Origin of the sequence: Brevundimonas aurifodinae, from assembly GCF_040195595.1 — a bacterium.
Lineage (GTDB): Bacteria > Pseudomonadota > Alphaproteobacteria > Caulobacterales > Caulobacteraceae > Brevundimonas > Brevundimonas aurifodinae.
Genome location: NZ_JBEGDD010000009.1, coordinates 127097 through 144590, shown reverse-complemented (window position 1 = coordinate 144590; position 17494 = coordinate 127097). Strand labels below are relative to the sequence as shown.

The following is a 17494-nucleotide window of genomic DNA, read 5'->3' as shown; positions in this document are numbered from 1 at the left end:
GTAGTCGTCTCTCAGGACGGACCGTTGAGGCGTCTCGGAAGCGGACTATCAACTACGGCCCTAGCCCCGATACGGCGACAACTCCGCCGTCAGCCCTGCGATCTCCGCCTCCACGCCCCGCCGTTCCTGCTCCAGATACCGCTCCACCGGGACTCGCAGGGCCATGTCGGCGATGTGGTTGGCGGAGTAGACGGGGGTGGGAAGGTAGCCTCTAGCGATCTTGTGCTCGCCTTGCGCGCCCGCCTCGACGCGGGACAGGCCGCGCGAAATGGCGAAGTCGATGGCCTGGTAGTAGCAGAGCTCGAAATGGAGGAAGGGCACCTCCTCCAGCGCGCCCCACTGGCGGCCGTACAGGGCGTCGCGGCCGATGAAGTTCAGGGCGCCGGCGATCGGCGTGTCATCCCGGAAGGCCATCATCAGGGCGATGCGGTCGGCCATGGTCTGGCCCACCAGCGAGAAGAAGGCGCGGGTCAGGTAGGGGCGGCCCCATTTCCGGCTGCCGGTGTCCATGTAGAAGGCGAAGAAGGCGTCCCAGTGGGCTTCGGTGATGTCCGCCCCGGTCAGGACACGGATATCCAGCCCGGCCTGGGCGTCGCGGCGTTCGCGGCGGATGGTCTTTCGCCGGTTCGACGACAGGGCGGCGAGGAAGTCGTCGAAGGTCTGATACCCCTCGTTGCGCCAGATGAACTGCATGTCCTGGCGCAGCAGCAGGCCCTGGTCGCCCATCAGCCGCCACTCCGCCTCGGTCGGGAAGTTGACGTGCAGAGACGACAGGTCCAGCCGATCGCACAGGGTCAGGGCCCCCTGGATCAGGGCCTGGCGCACGGTCGCGGCGTCCGCGTCGGGGCGGACCAACAGGCGCGGGCCGGTCGCGGGGGTGAAGGGCACGGCCGACAGCAGCTTGGGATAGTAGCGCCCGCCCGCGCGTTGATAGGCCTCGGCCCAGTTGTGATCGAAGACGTATTCCCCCTGGCTGTGGCCCTTGAGCCAGAGGGGCATGACGCCCAGCACCCGGTCGTCGGGGTCGCGCAGCGTCAGGTGCCGCCCCGCCCAGCCCGCGCGCGGCACCGCGCTGCCCGAGGCCTCACAGGCGTGCAGGAAGTCGAACGACACGAACGGATCGCCGGTCGGCGCGGCGCAGGCGTCCCACGCCTCGCGCCCGATGGCCGAGAGGGTGTCGTGGACCTGGAGGGTGAAGTCGGCGGTCATTTTCCTTCTCCCCTTGCGGGTAGAGGAAGCGCGCACCGCGCGCGAGCGACGGGTGGCTCGCGAAGCGAGACGGATGAGGGGTGAAACTCGGTCTGCGAAATGAGGGCTATCCGAACCAGCGCGTGCGCGTTCCCATACCCCTCATCCGGCCCTCCGGGCCACCTTCTCCCACAAGGGGAGAAGGGACATTTCGTCACCGCACCTCCACCACCGCGTCCACCTCGACGGCGAAGCCGAGCGGCAGCTGATAGACGCCGACGGCCGAGCGGGCGTGGCGACCCGCGTCGCCGAACACCTCGACCATCAGGTCCGAACAGCCGTTGATGACCGCCGGAATGGCGGTGAAACCCGGGCCCGCCTGGACGAAGCCGCCCAGTTTGACGACGCGGACCACCCGGTCGAGGTCGCCGTCCAGCGCGGCGTTGATCTGGGCCAAGAGGTTGATGCCGCACAGGCGCGCGCCGGCGTTGGCCTGTTCCGGGGTCACGTCCTCGCCGACCGTGCCCTTCAACCCGCCCGAGGCGTCGTTCGACAGCTGGCCCGAGATGTGGAGCAGGTTCCCGGTCCGCACGAAGGGCACATAGTTGGCCACGGCCGCGGCGGGCTGGGGCAGGGTGATGCCGAGTTCGGTCAGGCGGGCGGCGATGCTCATGTCAGGGCTCCATAGGGGGTCGCGGGCGGTTTAGCGCGGCGGCAAGACGTCTCGCCAGTCCTTAAAGGTTCGCCAACCGCCGTGTGGCATGCTCCCCCGATGGAAACGCTCTCGCCCTCTCAAGTCGCGGCGTTCAACGCCGTGCGCGCGCGCCTGACGTCCGACGAACGGACGCGGGTCGACATCGCCTCGGTGGAAGCCGTGGACCCGGCGGTCGCCGCCGCGCCCCACTGGAACTTCGACCTGCCCAGCCACGCGGCCGACGCGGCGCTCGGCCCCGACGCCACCGACTCCCTGCGCCGCGCCCTGGTCGCGACCTGGGCGCTGGAACTGCCGGGCCGGGCCAAACAGGCGCGTCTGCCGGGCGAGGTGATGGAGCTCTATCCCTACTGGCTGGACAAGATGGCCGAGTTCCTGACGGCGGCGGGCGACGCCGACGCGGCCTACGACGCCGACCACTGGGCCAAGGACGTGCGCATGGCCCTGGTGCTCAGCGTGCCCGGCGCCCTGACCCAGACCATCGACCTGTCCTCGCCCATGGGTCCGGGCCAGGTGGTCAGGAACGGACGCGAGGGCCACGGCTGGAGCCAGCTAGTTCACTACGTCCGCGCACAGGGCTGGAAGAAGCCCTGGCTGGAGGTCCACACCGAGAGCCGTCAGCTGGCTGACTTCAACGAAGCCGGCTGGGACCGCGCCTGGGCGACGGCCGCGGCCATCTGCAAGACGCGGCCGGAGCTGGCCGGCATGATCGGGTCCAGCTGGTTCTACGATCCGCCCCTGGAGACCATCAGCCCGCGCCTGGCCTATCTGCGGCTGAACCCGCTGAAGGGCGGCGCCTTCATCATCCACCAGGGCCCGGCGCCGATCCATTCCGAGCGCGCCGGCGCCAGTTCGCCGACGAGGAAGGCCCTGATCGACAGCGGGGAATACACGCCGGCGTCCTGGCTGGTCGCCTGGCCCCGCGCGACCCTGATCCCCTGGGCCGAACAGCGGGCGGCGTCGATGTCGATGGCCGAAGCGGCTTGAATGCTGCGTAAAGTCCGAGCGGGGCGGCGAGCTGTGACTTTTCTTCTCCGCTCATCCCGGCGAAAGCCGGGACCCAGTTCTTAAGTGAGGCGGGGTCGATCGCTCGCTGCTGGTCGAACATGACGGCCATCGCCCAAAGCACTGGGTCCCGGCTTTCGCCGGGATGAGCGGAGTGGAGTGCAATGCGCTCGCCGTGGTCCCAGATCGCTTGCGCCCCTCGCGTCGGGCCAGCTAAACCCCGCGCAGGCCGGCTTAGCTCAGTTGGTAGAGCGCCAGTTTTGTAAACTGGATGTCGCGGGTTCGATTCCTGCAGCCGGCACCACTCTTTCGCGGCCTCCCCATGCCGGAACGCACCATCAACAAGCTGGGACACCGCATCGGGGCGCGGGGCGGACGCACGCGCGACGTCATCCTGGAGGCGACGCGGCGGCTGCTGGACCGCAGGCATCTGGGCGAGATCCGGGTGGCCGATGTGGCGAGCGAGGCGGGATTGTCGCCGTCGAATTTCTACACCTATTTCAAGACGGTCGAGGAGGCGGTCCTGCTGCTGTGCGAAGCGGTGGCGGCGGATTTCCAGCCCCTGGCGCGGCATCTCGAGGGCGACTGGTCGGCGGAGAACGCTTTTGGCGCCGCGCGGGCCTATGTGGTGGACGTCCTGGCGATCTGGGAGCGGCACGGCCCGGTGCTGCGGATCGAGCACATGCTGGCCGACAAGGGCGAGGCGGGCTTCGTCGACTCACGGGTGCGGCGTCTGCGGCGCGTCCACCTGGCGTTCGAGCGGCGGATCGCGGTGGCCCATGCGACGGGCTATCACGCGGCGGGGCTGGACCCCCGGCTGACGTCCTACGAGGTCGCCAATCTGGTCGAGTCGGTCGCGGCGGGCTTCGAGCTGATGCGGCGCGGCGAGACCCCGCCCGAGGCCATCATCGACACCACGGCCCACATCGTCGTGAAACTGGTGACGGGTCGATAGCGGCGTCTGGTTGTGGGGAAACGGTCCAACCTCATTCCGCCATCCTCGGACTTGATCCGAGGATCAGATGCAGGACGGTCTCGTAAGGCGAGGTGAGGCAGGATCGTGAGATCGCGTCCTCTTTCGAGTCGCGGACAATCCGATCCTCAGATCAAGTCCGAGGATGACGGAGGAGGTTACAACACCTAGTTTCAATACTTTGATTTCATTATCTCACCTTGATTCTTAGAAGTTGGACTCGTTGCACCCGGTACCCGCCGAGTCCAATCTCACCCCCCGATCGGGCCGTAGAGCCAGGTCAGCCAGAGGCCGATGGCCAGGAAGGTCCCGAACGGCAGGCGGTCGGCACCGCTGACCGATCGGCGGGTGATCAGCAGCGTCAGCACCACGCTGAACCCCGCCGCGCAGGCCCACAGCAGGACGGAGGGCAGACCCTGCCAGCCCACCCAGGCCCCGGCCCCCGCGAACAGGATCGGGTCGCCCCCGCCCAGTCCCTGACGGCCCCGGACGCGGCGATAGAGCTCGGCCAGCAACCACAGCGAGGCGAAGCCGGCGACCGCTCCGATGATCTGATCGATCGGCCAGCCGCCGGCGATCACGGCGGCGGCGATCAGGCCGGTGGCGATCAGCGGCAGCGTCAGCTCGTCCGGCAGCCAGAAATTCTCGGCGTCGATCAGGGCGATCAGCAGCAGCTGCCAGCCCAGGGCGGCGGTGGCGACGCTCCAGGTCAGGTCGCCCGCCCCGGACAGGGCGGCCCACACGCCGATCGCCGCGGCGGCGGCTTCAATCAGGATGTAGCGCGGCGAGACGGCGGCCCCACACATCGCGCACCGCCCCCGCTGGATCAGCCAGCTGAACACGGGAACCAGCTGCCAAGGCTTCAGCGTCTCGCCACAGCTCATGCAGCGCGAGCGGCCCAGGACTATGTCTTCCTCGCGCGGCATGCGGACCGTCACGGCGGCGATGAAGCTGCCGAAGATCAGGCCGAGGACGGCGAACAGGATGGGGATCAGCAGGTCCAACTCATCTCCGTGCACCCCGGCGAAGGCCGGGGTCCAGATGCGGATTCGATGGCGGGATCATTGCACAGAACAGCGTCATCATCGGACGTCCGTGTGTGGATCTGGACCCCGGGCCGGAGTTTATCCTCGGGCCGGCGAAGCCGGACCCGGGCGTCGGGGTGCACGGGAAGGGGGGTGGCTTACCCCCCTCCCAGCGCCACCGCCACGCGATAGGTCACGAACGCCGCCAGGTAGGCCAGGGCGAACATGTAGACGACCATGACCCACATCCATTTCCAGCTGTTCAGCTCGCGCTTGACCACGCCCAGTGTCGCCACGCACTGGGGCGCGAAGACATACCAGGCCAGGAAGGCCAGGCCCGTCGCCAGCGACCACTGCGCCGCCAGGGTGGTGGCCAGCAGGCTGCCCGCGCTCTCGGCGTCGGCGATGGCATAGACGGTGCCCAGCGCCGCGACCGCGACCTCGCGTGCCGCCATGCCGGGGATCAGGGCGACGACCATCTGCCAGTTGAAGCCGATGGGGGCGAACAGCGGCTCCAGCGCCTGGCCCGCCATGCCGGCGAAGGAATAGTCGATGGCCGGGCCGGACGCGCCCTCGGGCGGATAGGGAAAGGTCGAGGCCGCCCAGACCAGGATCATCAGAGGCAGGATGATCCGGGCCGCCCGCTCCATGAAGATCCTGGCCCGGGTCCACAGATTGAACAGCACGTTCCGGGCGTCCGGCCGCTTGTAGGCCGGCAGCTCCATCATGAAGGGCTCGACCGCGCCCCGCCAAAGCACCTTCCTGATGACGAAGGACACTGCGAGCGCCGAGACGATGCCCGCCGCATAGAGACCGAACATCACCAGCCCCTGCAGATTGGCGAAGCCCCAGACCGTCTGCTGGGGAATGAAGGCCGCGATGATCAGGGTGTAGACCGGGATGCGCGCCGAACAGGTCATCAGGGGCGCGACCATGATGGTGGTCAGCCGGTCCCGCTTGGCGTCGATCACGCGGGCGGCCATGACGCCGGGAATGGCGCAGGCGAAGCTGGACAACAGGGGGATGAAGGCGCGCCCGTGCAGCCCCGCCCCACCCATGATCCGGTCCATCAGGAAGGCCGCCCGCGCCATATAGCCCAGGTCTTCCAGCAGGATGATGAAGGCGAACAGGATCACGATCTGGGGCAGGAAGACCAGCACGCCCCCCACGCCCGCGATCAGGCCGTCGACGATCAGGCTCTGCACCAGGGGCCAGACCGGGCCGGTGTCGGGCACGACCGAGGCGACGCCCGCGCCGACGATGCCGAACACGGCCTCGATCCCGTCCATGGCGGGGGTGGCCCAGGCGAAGACGGCCTGGAACATGACGAACAGCAGGGCCAGCAGGATCACCAGCCCCCCGACGGGATGCAGCAGGACGCCGTCGATCCGGCCGGTCAGGGTGTCGGGGCGTTCGGGCGGACGCACGCAGTCGCGCATGATCCGCTCGGCGCGACCATGGGCGGCGCGGATGGCGGCGGCGTCCGGAGCCGTCCACTGGCCCTCGGAGCTTTCGGACCAGGCGGGCGCGGCAGCGGCCTCGATGGCGCTGACCAGTTCGGGGATGCCGCGCTTCCTCGTCGCGGTGGTGGTGATGACCGGCACGCCCAGGCTGGCGGACAGGCGCTCGAGGTCGATCCGCAGGCCCTGGCGTTCGGCGATGTCGAACATGTTCAGCGCCAGGACCATGGGCCGCCCCACGGCCTTCAGCTCCAGGATCAGGCGCAGGACCAGCCTCAGATTGGTGGCGTCGGCGACGGCGACGATGACGTCGGGCGCGACCTCCCCTTGCAGGCGGCCCAGCACCGCGTCGCGGGTGACCTCCTCGTCCGGGCTGCGGGCGCGCAGGGAATAGGTGCCGGGCAGGTCCAGCAGGGCGATGGACCGGCCGGACCTCGCCTGGACGCGCCCTTCCTTCCGCTCGACGGTGACGCCGGCGTAGTTGGCGACCTTCTGGTGGGCGCCGGTCAGGGCGTTGAACAGGGCGGTCTTGCCCGAGTTGGGATTGCCGACCAGGGCGACCCGGAGGGGTCTGACAAGGGCGTCCATCTATTCGGCGGCTTCGGCGAACAGTTCGACGGTCAGGTTCGCCGCCTCGTGACGGCGCAGCGCCACCCGCATGTCGTCGACCTGCAGCGCCATCGGGTCGCGGCCGAACAGGCCGTTGTGCAGCAGCTGGACGCGGGCCCCCTCGATCAGGCCCAGTTCCAGCAGACGACGCTCCAGCTCGGCGGCGTGCGCGTCGGTCCCGCCCGGCTTGACCCGGGTGATGACGCCCCGGTCGCCCAGGCGCGCGTCGGACAGGGAGATGACGGTGCTCATATTGCGACTGCTTATCAGGCGCGGGACGGGGGCGTCCAGAGCATGGGGTGAGCTTGTCGCTGCGGCCGTTGCTTTCTCCCTCCCCCTTGTGGGGAGGGACCGCGAGCGTCAGCGAGCGCGGGTGGGGTCGTGTGTGCGGAGTGCGATGTCCTGTTCGCACCCCACCCTGGCTCCGCTGCGCTCCGCCGTCCCTCCCCATGAAGGGGAGGGAGAGTTCGAGCGTTTGCCCCTTCCGGCGACGCCCGCTAGACCGTCCGCTCCTCCTGACGAAGACTGCCTGCCATGCACGACATCCGCGCCATCCGAGACAATCCCGAAGCCTTCGTCGCGGGCTGGCGGTCGCGCGGCGTGGAGGACGCGCAGGCGATCGTGGACCAGGCGCTGGCGCTGGATCAGGAACTGCGCGCCGCCCAGACGGCAGGGCAGGAGGCCCTGGCCAAGCGCAACGCCGCCTCCAAGGCCATCGGCGCCGCGATGGGCAAGAAGGACATGGCCGAGGCCGACCGGCTGAAGGCCGAGGTCGAGGGTTTGAAGGCCGAGATCGCCTCTTCGGAGGAGACCGAGCGGAGCGTAGGTGCCGCCCTGCGAAAGCTGCTGTCCGAGCAGAAGAACCTGGCGGCGGACGACGTGCCGGACGGCGAGGACGAGGCGGGCAATGTCGAGGTCTCGCGCTGGGGCAAGCCGCGGGAGAGCGGCCCGGCCAAGGACCACGCCGACCTGGGCGAGGCGCTGGGGCTGCTGGACTTCGAGGCGGCGGCGAAAATGTCGGGCGCGCGGTTCGCCGTGCTGAAGGGCGGGCTGGCGCGGCTGGAGCGGGCCATCGGCCAGTTCATGCTGGACTTGCAGACCGCCGAGCACGGCTATCTGGAGGTCAATCCGCCCTACCTCGTCCGCGACGAGGCGATGTTCGGCACGGGGCAGTTGCCGAAGTTTGAGGAGGATTTGTTCGCTACCGCAGCTCTCGGCCCCTTCGCATACTTGGCAGACACTATGGCCGAGTTCATGGACGCCGGACTGCCTGAGAAGGGTCTCGGCACATATGCCGCGTCTTTCCTCAACGAGGTCGACGATGCCCGCAGCGCCCGTCGCTACCTCATCCCCACCGCCGAGGTCTCCCTGACCAACCTTGTGCGCGAGACGATCCTGGCGGAGGACGAGCTCGCCACGCCCATGCGGCTGACGGCGCTGACGCCGTGCTTCCGCGCCGAGGCGGGGTCGGCGGGGCGGGATACGCGGGGGCTGATCCGGCAGCATCAGTTCTCCAAGGTCGAGCTGGTCTCGATCGCCCGGCCGGAGGACTCCGAGGCCGAGCACGAGCGGATGACGGGGTGCGCGGAGGCGGTGCTGAAGGCGCTGGACCTGCCGTTCCGGCGGATGCTGCTGTGCAAGGGCGACATGGGGTTCTCGGCACGGAAGACCTTCGACCTGGAGGTCTGGCTGCCCAGCCAGGGGACCTATCGCGAGATCAGCTCCTGCTCGAACTGCGGGGACTTCCAGGCCCGGCGGATGGACGCGCGCTTCAAGCGGGCCGGCGAGAAGAAGACCGAGTTCGTCCACACGCTGAATGGCTCCGGCCTGGCGGTGGGGCGGACGCTGGTGGCGATCATGGAAAACTATCAGGACGAGGGCGGGCGGATCGCCGTGCCGGAGGTTCTGCGTCGATATATGCCCGAGGGGGTTACGCATGTGGGGTGACCGCCGGTTTCCTTCTCCCCTTGCGGGAGAAGGTGGCCCGGAGGGCCGGATGAGGGGTACGGCGACGCGGACGAGGTGTGTCCTTGAAGCGCCCCTTTCAGCGACCGAGTTTCACCCCTCATCCGACCTCGCTTCGCTCGGCCACCTTCTCCCGCAAGGGGAGAAGGGGTCTTGAAAATCCTCCTGACCAACGACGACGGGATCGAGGCCGAGGGGCTGGCGTGCCTGGAACGCATCGCGCGGACCCTGTCGGACGACGTGTGGGTGGTGGCGCCGCAGGAGGAGCAGTCCGGCAAGGGGCGGGGGATCACCCTGACCGAGCCCCTGCGCGTCAACCGGTTCGGCGAGCGTCGGTTCGCGGTGACGGGGACGCCGACGGACTGTGTCGTGCTGGCGGTCAACGACCTGATGCCGGAGCGGCCCGATCTGGTGTTGAGCGGCGTCAACCGGGGGCACAATGTGGGGGAAGATTGCTCCTATTCCGGCACGGTGGCGGGGGCGTTGCAGGGGATGGCGTTCGGCATCCGCTCGATCGCCCTGAGCCAGAGCCTGGAGCGGTTTCACGACGAGGTGACGGCCCACTGGGAGACGGCCGAGGCCTTCGCGCCGGCCATCATCAGCCGCCTGCTGGCCCAGCCGTGGAACGCAGGCGTGGTGATGAACCTGAACTTCCCCGCCCGGCCGCCCGAGGCCGTCACCGAGGTCGAGGTGACGACGCAGGGCTTCCGCCAGGCCGGAGAGATGCACGCGGTCAAACGCACCGACCTGCGCGGCCGCGACTACTACTGGATGAGCTTTCGCGGGACGAAACAGGACCACGCGCCGGGCACCGACCTGCGCGCCATGGACGACGGCAAGATCTCGGTCACGCCCCTGCACATCGACCTGACGCACCGCGAGAGCGTCCACGACCTGAAGGGCATCCTCGGGGGCGTGCCGCCCAAGGAACTCTCCCCCCACTGGGGGGAGACAGGACGCCCAGCGTCCAGAGGGGGGCCCGAATGAACGGACTGGCCCCCCTCGGCCTCGCAAGGGCGAGGCCTCTCCCCCCAGGGGGGGGAGAGTGAATTTGCGCGACGACCGGGCCGGGCGGTTGATCCTGTCGCTGCGGCAGCAGGGGGTGACGGACCCGCGCGTTCTGGCGGCGATGGAGTCCATCGACCGCGCCGTCTTCGTCCATGAGAAATTTCTGGACCAGGCCTGGGAGGATCAGGCCCTGCCGATCGACTGCGCCCAGACGATCAGCCAGCCCTATATCGTCGGCCTGATGACCCAGGCCCTGATGGTCGAACCCCGCCACCGGGTGCTGGAGATCGGCACGGGCAGCGGATACCAGTGCGCGGTCCTGAGCCGGCTCGCGCGCTATGTCTATTCGGTGGAGCGGTATCGCAGCCTGATGGTCGAGGCCGAGGCCAAGCTGAAGACGCTGGAGATCGACAACGTCATCACCAAACATTCCGACGGAGGGCTGGGCTGGCCTGAACAGGCGCCGTTCGACCGGATCATGGTCACGGCGGCGGCCCCGACTGAGCCGACCGAACTGCTGAAACAGCTGAAGCCCGGCGGGGTGCTGGTGGCGCCGGTCGGGCGGACGTCGGTGCAGATGCTGCATCGCTATGTGGGCCAGGACGACGGCAGCTTCCGCCGCGAGAGCCTGTGCGAGGTCCGGTTCGTGCCCCTGGTCGAGGGGACGGCGAAGGAGGGGTAGGCGGGATGTCTCCTCCCTGTCGGCCGCTTGGCCGATGGGGAGGTGGATGCGAGCCCTTGCGAGCAGACGGAGGGGTTCTTGACCCGCAGGCAGTGTCGCCGCGTCAAGAACCCTTCCGTCACTTCGCTTCGCTGCGTGCCACCTCCCCATTCGCCAAGCTGCGAACGGGGAGGAGACTGAGACCCATTAACCTTTCCGCCCCACTTTCGCGCGCTTTGGCGGCTTGGCTTGGAGCGCGACGCGGGGCATGTCGGGCATGAAGAACGGGGAGGGGCCGATGGCTTTCGGACAATGGATCAGGGCGGGCGTGATCGCCCTCCTCGGCATGGCGGCGACGGCCTGCGTCAGCTATCCGGAGGCTCCGCGGTACTCGACCCGGCCGATGCCCGGATACGGCGGGACCGCGCCGGTTCCGCCCGGCTATGCGCCGCCCGCCTATGGCAACACGCCCGCGCCGCCGGTCTATGAGGCCCCGCCGCCCGCGACCGCTCCGGTCGAGCGGATCGAGGGTGGGGCCCTGCCGCCGCCCTCGAGCACGGGCGGTTCGACCTATTCGCCGCCGCCAGCTTCTGCGCCTCCCGCCTATGTGTCCCCCTCCGCGCCGGTGTCGGTCACCGCGGGCGCCGCCTACACGATCCAGCCGGGAGATACGATCTCGGGCGTCGGACGCCGGTTCCAGACCCCGGTCCAGACCCTGATCGACCTGAACGGCCTGGGGCCGCGCGGCGCGATCGCGCCCGGCCAGTCGATCATCCTGCCCGACAGCGCCATCGACACGGGCTCGGACCCCTATGCGACCGGGCCCACGCCCATTGGCGTCATCGTGCCCGAGAACGGGATCGCGCCGCCGCCCCCGCCGCCGCCGTCGGGCAATCCGGCCGCCCCGCCTCCGCCGCGCCAGCCCGCGAGCAGCGGACAGACGGGCACAGCCGCGCCCGGCTCGGTCGCCCTGCAATGGCCGGTGCGCGGCGAGATCGTGCGGCGTTTCGGGCCCGTCGGCCTGGGCGAGCGCAACAACGGCATCAACATCGGCGCGCCCGCCGGGGCCAGCGTGGTCGCGGCGGCGGATGGCCGGGTGGCCTATGTCGGCGACGACCTGGTGGGGCAGGGGCTGACGGTGCTGATCGTCCACCGCGACGGCTGGCGCACGGTCTATGGCCACCTGGGCTCGGCCACGGTCGACGACAACCAGGACGTCCGCGCGGGCCAGCAGATCGGCACGGTCGGCCTGACCGCCGGCGACGGTCGACCCTCGATCCACTTCGAGACGCGACGCATGCGAGGCGACGAGCCGGTGGCGATCGATCCGGTGACGGTGCTGCCGAGGTAGATCGCCCTCTCCCTAGGGGAGAGGGATCGATGGACGTTGCATCCCGTTACGCTCGGCCCTAGGTATCGCGCCTCGTTTTCAATGGGCGCCCGACTGCGAGGCCTGCCCTCCTGTCGGGGAAGACACCATGACCACCACCGCTGACGGCGGCATCGTCGCCTTGATCGTGCAGTTCCTGCCGTTCGTCGCCATCTTCGTGCTGTTCTACTTCCTGCTGATCCGGCCGCAGCAGAAGCGCGCCAAGGAGCACCAGGCGCTGATCTCGGCGGTCAAGCGCGGCGACGTGATCGTGCTGTCGTCGGGCCTGATCGGCAAGGTGACCCGCGTCGAGGACGCCGAGGTCAACGTCGAGATCGCGCCGTCGGTCAACGTCCGCGTGGTCAAGGGCATGATCGCCGAGGTCCGTAACCGCACCGCCATCGCCGCCAACGATTCCAAGCCCGCCAAGGCCTGATCCGCTCGTTCGCTGAACCGGAACCCTAGTCCATGATTCAGCTGTCGCGCTGGAAGGTCATCCTCGTCGTCCTGGCTCTGGTGTTCGGGGTGCTGTTCGCCCTGCCGAACATGCTGAGCCCGGCTCAACGCAAGGCGATGCCGGGCTTTCTGCCCAAGGGCACGCTGAACCTGGGTCTGGATCTGCGAGGCGGATCGTATCTGCTGCTCGAGGTCGACACGGTCGAGATGCGCGAGAAGCGCGTCACCAACCTGCTCGAAGACGTCCGCGTCGCCCTGCGTGAAGAGCGGATCGCCACGACCGCCATCGCCCGCGAGGAACGCGGCGCCCTGGTGACCCTGTCCAGCCCGGCGCAGCAGGACGCGGCCTTCGAGGCCCTGCAGCTGGCCGCCGGCGCGCCCGGCGCGAACGGCCAGTCGGACCGGCTGGCCCAGCGCGTCGGTTCGGACCGGGTGCGGCTGGCCTTCACCGACACGGCCTGGAACGGCATGGCCTCCCAGGCCGTGGACCAGTCGATCGAGGTGGTGCGCCGCCGGATCGATTCGCTGGGCACGCGCGAACCCTCCATCACCCGCCAGGGCGCCGACCGCATCGTGGTCCAGGCCCCCGGCGAGAGCGACCCGGCCGCGCTGGAACGGGTCATCGGCCAGACGGCGCAGCTGACCTTCCAGATGGTCGACGTCGACAATCAGGCCCAGGCGCTGCAGTCCGGCCTGATCCCGCCGGACGCCGAGGTGCTGCAGGACGAGGTCGGAACCCCCTATCTGGTCAAGCGCCGCATCCTGGTCTCGGGCGAGAACCTGACGCGCGCCAGCGTCGGCGCGGACCAGAGCGGTCGCCCCGCCATCGACTTCCGCTTCGACGGCCAGGGCGCGCGTCGCTTTGGCGAGGCGACGGCCCAGAACATCGGCCGGCCCTTCGCCATCATACTGGACGGGCGGGTCATCTCCGCTCCGAGAATCAATGGGGCGATCACCGGGGGAACGGGTCAGATCGAGGGCGGCTTCACCATCGAATCGGCCTCGGAACTGGTCAATCTGCTGAACGGCGGGGCCCTGCCCGCGCCGCTGTCGGTCGAGGAACGGCGAACGGTGACGGCCGAACTGGGCGCCGACGCCGTGGCGGCGGGGGCCCTGTCCACGGCGATCGCCTTCGTCATCATCATCGCCTTCATGATCCTGTCCTACGGCTTCCTGTTCGGCGGCGTGTCGGTGCTGGGGCTGCTGCTGAACGGCCTGATGATCATCGCCGCCATGTCGATGACGCAGGCGACCCTGACCCTGCCGGGCATCGCGGGTCTGATCCTGACCTTCGCCGTGGCGGTGGACGCCAATGTGCTGATCTATGAGCGGATGCGAGACGAGGCGCGGGCCGGGCGGTCCGTCATCGCCTCCATGGACGCGGGCTTCAACAAGGCCTGGGGCACGATCCTGGACGCCAACGTCACGACCCTGGTGGCGGCGCTGATCATGTTCATCTTCGGGGCCGGACCGGTGCGCGGCTTCGCCTGGACGCTGAGCATCGGCGTGTTCACCTCGGTGTTCTCGGCCGTGTTGGTGGCGCAGGTGCTGCTGGCCTACTGGCTGAAGGCGCGCCGTCCCAAGAAACTGCCGATCGCGGAGTGATGGCGATGACCTGGTGGCCCCTGATCAAGATCGTTCCGATCAAGACGAACCTGAAGTTCGTCCGCTTCGCCAAATTCTTCGGCGCGCTGTCGGCGGTGCTGTGCGTCGCCTCGATCATCAGCGTCGTCTATCCCGGCATGGTCCTGGGCATCGATTTCCGCGGTGGGGCGGCGATGGAGCTGACCACCTCGGACGGGCGGCCGCTTGACCTGGAAGAAGTCCGGACCGCCGTGGACGGCCTGGGCATGGGCGATGTGGGCGTACAGGGGATCGACGACGATTCCAGCGCCATCCTGCGCTTCCAGATTCCCGACGGTCAGGCCCAGTCCGAGGTGGTCCAGCAGGTGCAGCAGGCGATCACCGCCGATGTCGGAGCCGTCACCTATTCCGGCGTCAGCGTCGTCGGGTCCAAGGTCTCGGGCGAGCTGTTCACCTCGGGCCTGCTGGCGCTGGGCGCGGCCATCGTCTTGATGTTCGCCTATATCTGGTTCCGGTTCGAGCCGCAGTTCGGCTTCGGTGCCGTGGCGGGCCTGGTGCATGACGTCATCCTGGTGTTCGGGCTGATCGTGCTGTTCCGGCTCGAGTTCAACCTGAACATGGTCGCGGCCATCCTGACGGTCATCGGCTATTCGATGAACGACACCGTCGTGGTGTTCGACCGCCTCCGCGAGAACCTGCGCAAGTACAAGACCATGCCCCTGCGCGACGTGATCGACCTGTCGATCAACGAGACCCTGTCGCGGACCATCATCACCGGCGTGACGGCGATCATGGTGCTGGCGGCGCTGGCGGTGTTCGGCGGGGTGGCCCTGTTCGGCTTCTCGATCGCCCTGATGGCCGGCATCATCATCGGCACCTACTCGTCGGTCTATGTCGCCGCGCCCATCATCCTGCTGTGGGGCGTCAAGCGCGGCGAGTTCGCGGAAGAGGCCAAGGCGATCAAGCTGGGGATGGCGAGCCGGCCGTAGGGTAGAGGCGGCTTCTCCCTCCCCGGAAAGGGGAGGGTGGTCGAAGCGAAGCGGAGACCGGGTGGGGACGGCCGGTTTCGCTGAACTCCGCCATCGCCTGTGTGTCGCCTCGCCGCCCCCACCCGGTCCGTTCGCGACCACCCTCCCCCGCAGGGGGCGGGAGATGTAGAGTGCGACACGACTCAAACGGGGGACATCAATGGCCGGCCTGCTCACCAACTTCAGGAACACCCTGATCCTCAGCCTCGTGCTGGCGGGGATCATGATCTTCGCCTTCGGCCGCACCGCGCCGGGCGGGTTCGACCTCAGCTTCTGGCAGGCCGTGGCGCGTTGGGCCCACGTCGGCTTCGGCATCCTGTGGATCGGGCTGCTGTACTATTTCAACTTCGTCCAGATCCGCGTCATGCCGACCATCCCCGGCGAACTGAAGCCGGCGGTGTCGAAATACATCGCGCCCGAGGCCCTGTTCTGGTTCCGCTGGTCGTCGCTCTTCACCGTGCTGGCGGGCCTGGCGATCCTCGCCCTGCGCGGTCACGGCTACGCGATGGAGGTGCTGAGCTTCGGCCTGGCGGGCGGCGTCGTCCAGGGCGACCAGGGCTATATGCTGCTGGGCGTCGGCGTCTGGCTGGCCATCGTCATGTTCCTGAACGTCTGGGGCATCATCTGGCCGAATCAGAAGCGGGCGCTGGGCATCGTCGTCGTGGACGACGACAAGAAGGCCAGGGCCGCCCGGGTCGCCATGCTGGGCAGCCGCACCAACCTGTTGCTCAGCCTGCCGATGCTGACCTCCATGGCCATGTACCAGACCCTGTTTGGCTGAGACGACCGACCTCGATGCCCAGGTCCGGGCGGCCGACCCGGACCGCTGGCTGTCCAGCCGGTTCGTCGGCGACCGGGCGGCGCGCGCCGACCTGATCGCCCTCTACGCCTTCGAGGCGGAACTGGTGGCCATTCCCACGCGTGTGACCCAACCCCTGCTGGCCGAGATGCGCTACGCCTGGTGGCGCGAGCAGATGGACGGGGTGTTCGCCGGGGTGCCGAGGAAAGGGCATCCGGTGCTGGAGGCCCTGACCGATCTGGTCGCGCGGCGGTCGCTGGATCGCGCGCCGATCGATGCCCTGATCGAGGCGCATATCGGCCGGGTCCTCGGCCAGCCGCACGACCTGGACGCCTTCTATGTCGGGCCCATGCAGGCGGCGGTGCGCGTGCTGACCGGTTCGGGGCATGAGGCCGCCGGGGTCGAGGCGGGACGGATGTGGGGGCTGGCGCAGACCGGGCGGGTGGTGGAGGCGAGGGCGGTGAGGGCGGAGGCCAATCGGAGTCTGAAAACGCTTCCGGCCGCGGCCTTTCCGGCGGTGGCCCACGGCGCCCTGATCGGGGTTTCGCCCGGCGACCCAACGCGGGCGTTGCGCCTCACCTGGGCGGTGGCGCGGGGTCGGATCTAGTCACCGTCTCGGGCCAGCGCGTCACCTCGTCGGGCCAGACACGGCGGTTGGGCGAGCCCGCATAGACCCAGCCCAGACCCTTTGCCAAGGCGCGGGCCCCGCCGTGGACGAGCGGCGATGCGGAGGGCAGGCCGTGCATCCGCCGGGCCCAGGGCGGCAGCAGGTCGGCACCGGCCGACATGACCAGACCGGCGGCCACGCCCTCGGCCCGACCGCCGATCCTCTGACGCATGACCAGGTCGGCGACCTCACGCGTGCGGGCGTCGGCCTTCAGTTCGGCGCGCATCGACTGGATCAAGGCATCGGCCCCGGCGCGGTCGGTCGGAACCGGATCGGCCCCCAGAGCGAGGCCGACGCGGGCCATCTCCGCCAGATAGGCGTTTTGATCGGCGCGGCTCATGGAGGGCTCGGCATAGCGGACCCAGGCGTCGAGGAAACTGGTCGTCTCGGTCACATGGACCCAGGCCAACAGGCGTGGATCGCTGACGCGATAGGTTGTCCCGTCGGGCAGGGTGCCGCCCAGCCGATCGTGGATGCGGCGGACGCGGTCGATGGCGGCCTGACCGTTGGCGGCGTGGTCATAGGTCGTCACGGCGATGAACTTGGCGGTCCGACGCAGCCGCCCGTGCATGTCGGCGCGGAAGTCCGAGTGGTCCCACACGCCCGCCAGCACCGCCGGATGCAGCATCTGCAGCAGCAGGCCGGACACCCCGCCGATCATCATGGTGACGATGTCGCCGTTGACCCGCCAGGCGACCGAGTCCGGTGCGAACAGGGCGTCGGCGCGGCGCAGCGCCGGTCGCTCGCCCCGCTCATAGTCGTTGAACAGCTGATTGATGCGGGCGCGAACGCGGACCTTGATGGGTTCCAGCGGAGCCATGGTCAGACAGCCGCCGTCGAGCGAGCGGCATCGCTCTGGCGAAGGAATCGGGCATCGGCGGTGGTCATCAGGCGAGAACTCCCGGACGCTGGAATGGCCGCGTGGGAGGAGCCCGGCAAGTGCGAAAACCGTCGCGGAGCGTTGATGGATCCGCCTTCATTGGCT

Annotated in this window: 17 protein-coding genes and 1 tRNA gene; 12 read left to right on the top strand and 6 right to left on the bottom strand. The window is 69.0% G+C overall.

What is annotated here, in order from left to right; all coding sequences use genetic code 11:
- Positions 1-60: 60 nt before the first annotated feature.
- Positions 61-1209 carry a GNAT family N-acetyltransferase gene (locus ABN401_RS11910; RefSeq protein WP_349685069.1) on the bottom strand — a complete coding sequence of 383 codons (1149 nt, stop codon included), beginning with the start codon at positions 1207-1209 and terminating at the stop codon, positions 61-63.
- Between the two features lie 193 nt (positions 1210-1402).
- Entirely contained in the window at positions 1403-1861 is a 459-nt protein-coding gene (locus tag ABN401_RS11905; protein ID WP_349685068.1) for a RidA family protein, read from the bottom strand.
- Positions 1862-1960: 99 nt separating this feature from the next.
- Here ABN401_RS11905 and ABN401_RS11900 point away from each other — a divergent pair, with 99 nt between their 5' ends.
- The 3 genes from ABN401_RS11900 (at position 1961) to ABN401_RS11890 (ending at position 3860) form a co-directional block, all read left to right on the top strand.
- The gene (locus ABN401_RS11900; RefSeq protein WP_349685067.1) at positions 1961-2887 is read left to right on the top strand and encodes a hypothetical protein; all 927 of its coding nucleotides are present in this window, start codon (positions 1961-1963) and stop codon (positions 2885-2887) included.
- 246 nt (positions 2888-3133) lie between these two features.
- Positions 3134-3209 (top strand) — tRNA-Thr (locus tag ABN401_RS11895).
- Between the two features lie 18 nt (positions 3210-3227).
- Positions 3228-3860 (top strand): TetR/AcrR family transcriptional regulator, encoded by a 633-nt coding sequence (locus ABN401_RS11890; RefSeq protein WP_349685066.1) that lies wholly within the window; start codon positions 3228-3230, stop codon positions 3858-3860.
- A gap of 269 nt (positions 3861-4129) precedes the next feature.
- Here ABN401_RS11890 and ABN401_RS11885 read toward each other — a convergent pair whose 3' ends face one another.
- The 3 genes from ABN401_RS11885 to ABN401_RS11875 form a co-directional block, all read right to left on the bottom strand.
- Positions 4130-4882 (bottom strand): prepilin peptidase, encoded by a 753-nt coding sequence (locus tag ABN401_RS11885; RefSeq protein WP_349685065.1) that lies wholly within the window; start codon positions 4880-4882, stop codon positions 4130-4132.
- Positions 4883-5061: 179 nt separating this feature from the next.
- Positions 5062-6951, bottom strand: a complete 1890-nt coding sequence (gene feoB / locus ABN401_RS11880) for a ferrous iron transporter B (protein ID WP_349685064.1) — start codon at positions 6949-6951, stop codon at positions 5062-5064.
- Positions 6952-7224 (bottom strand): FeoA family protein, encoded by a 273-nt coding sequence (locus ABN401_RS11875; protein ID WP_349685063.1) that lies wholly within the window; start codon positions 7222-7224, stop codon positions 6952-6954.
- Positions 7225-7506: 282 nt separating this feature from the next.
- Between ABN401_RS11875 and serS the strand changes: the two genes are divergently transcribed.
- The 9 genes from serS (at position 7507) to ABN401_RS11830 (ending at position 16449) form a co-directional block, all read left to right on the top strand.
- Complete coding sequence (gene serS / locus ABN401_RS11870) at positions 7507-8919, top strand: serine--tRNA ligase (RefSeq protein WP_349685062.1); 1413 nt, start codon at positions 7507-7509, stop codon at positions 8917-8919.
- Positions 8920-9090: 171 nt separating this feature from the next.
- Complete coding sequence (gene surE / locus ABN401_RS11865; RefSeq protein WP_349685061.1) at positions 9091-9924, top strand: 5'/3'-nucleotidase SurE; 834 nt, start codon at positions 9091-9093, stop codon at positions 9922-9924.
- Between the two features lie 58 nt (positions 9925-9982).
- Positions 9983-10627: a protein-L-isoaspartate(D-aspartate) O-methyltransferase gene (locus ABN401_RS11860; RefSeq protein WP_349685060.1), complete on the top strand. Its 645-nt coding sequence runs from the start codon at positions 9983-9985 to the stop codon at positions 10625-10627.
- A 277-nt stretch (positions 10628-10904) separates the two neighbouring features.
- On the top strand, positions 10905-11957 hold the full coding sequence (locus ABN401_RS11855) for a peptidoglycan DD-metalloendopeptidase family protein (protein WP_349685059.1): 1053 nt from the start codon (positions 10905-10907) through the stop codon (positions 11955-11957).
- Between the two features lie 127 nt (positions 11958-12084).
- Positions 12085-12411 carry a preprotein translocase subunit YajC gene (yajC, locus tag ABN401_RS11850; RefSeq protein ID WP_349685058.1) on the top strand — a complete coding sequence of 109 codons (327 nt, stop codon included), beginning with the start codon at positions 12085-12087 and terminating at the stop codon, positions 12409-12411.
- Between the two features lie 32 nt (positions 12412-12443).
- Positions 12444-14036 carry a protein translocase subunit SecD gene (gene secD, locus ABN401_RS11845; RefSeq protein WP_349685057.1) on the top strand — a complete coding sequence of 531 codons (1593 nt, stop codon included), beginning with the start codon at positions 12444-12446 and terminating at the stop codon, positions 14034-14036.
- Positions 14036-15004: a protein translocase subunit SecF gene (gene secF / locus ABN401_RS11840; protein WP_349685056.1), complete on the top strand. Its 969-nt coding sequence runs from the start codon at positions 14036-14038 to the stop codon at positions 15002-15004. Before secD ends, secF begins: the two co-directional genes overlap by 1 nt.
- Positions 15005-15203: 199 nt before the next feature.
- Complete coding sequence (locus ABN401_RS11835) at positions 15204-15824, top strand: hypothetical protein (RefSeq protein WP_349685055.1); 621 nt, start codon at positions 15204-15206, stop codon at positions 15822-15824.
- Positions 15817-16449, top strand: a complete 633-nt coding sequence (locus tag ABN401_RS11830) for a squalene/phytoene synthase family protein (protein ID WP_349685054.1) — start codon at positions 15817-15819, stop codon at positions 16447-16449. Before ABN401_RS11835 ends, ABN401_RS11830 begins: the two co-directional genes overlap by 8 nt.
- Here ABN401_RS11830 and ABN401_RS11825 read toward each other — a convergent pair.
- A complete protein-coding gene (locus ABN401_RS11825) occupies positions 16418-17329 on the bottom strand; it encodes an oxygenase MpaB family protein (RefSeq protein WP_349685053.1) in 912 nt (303 codons plus the stop codon). The genes ABN401_RS11830 and ABN401_RS11825 overlap by 32 nt on opposite strands.
- Between the last annotated feature and the right edge of the window lie 165 nt (positions 17330-17494).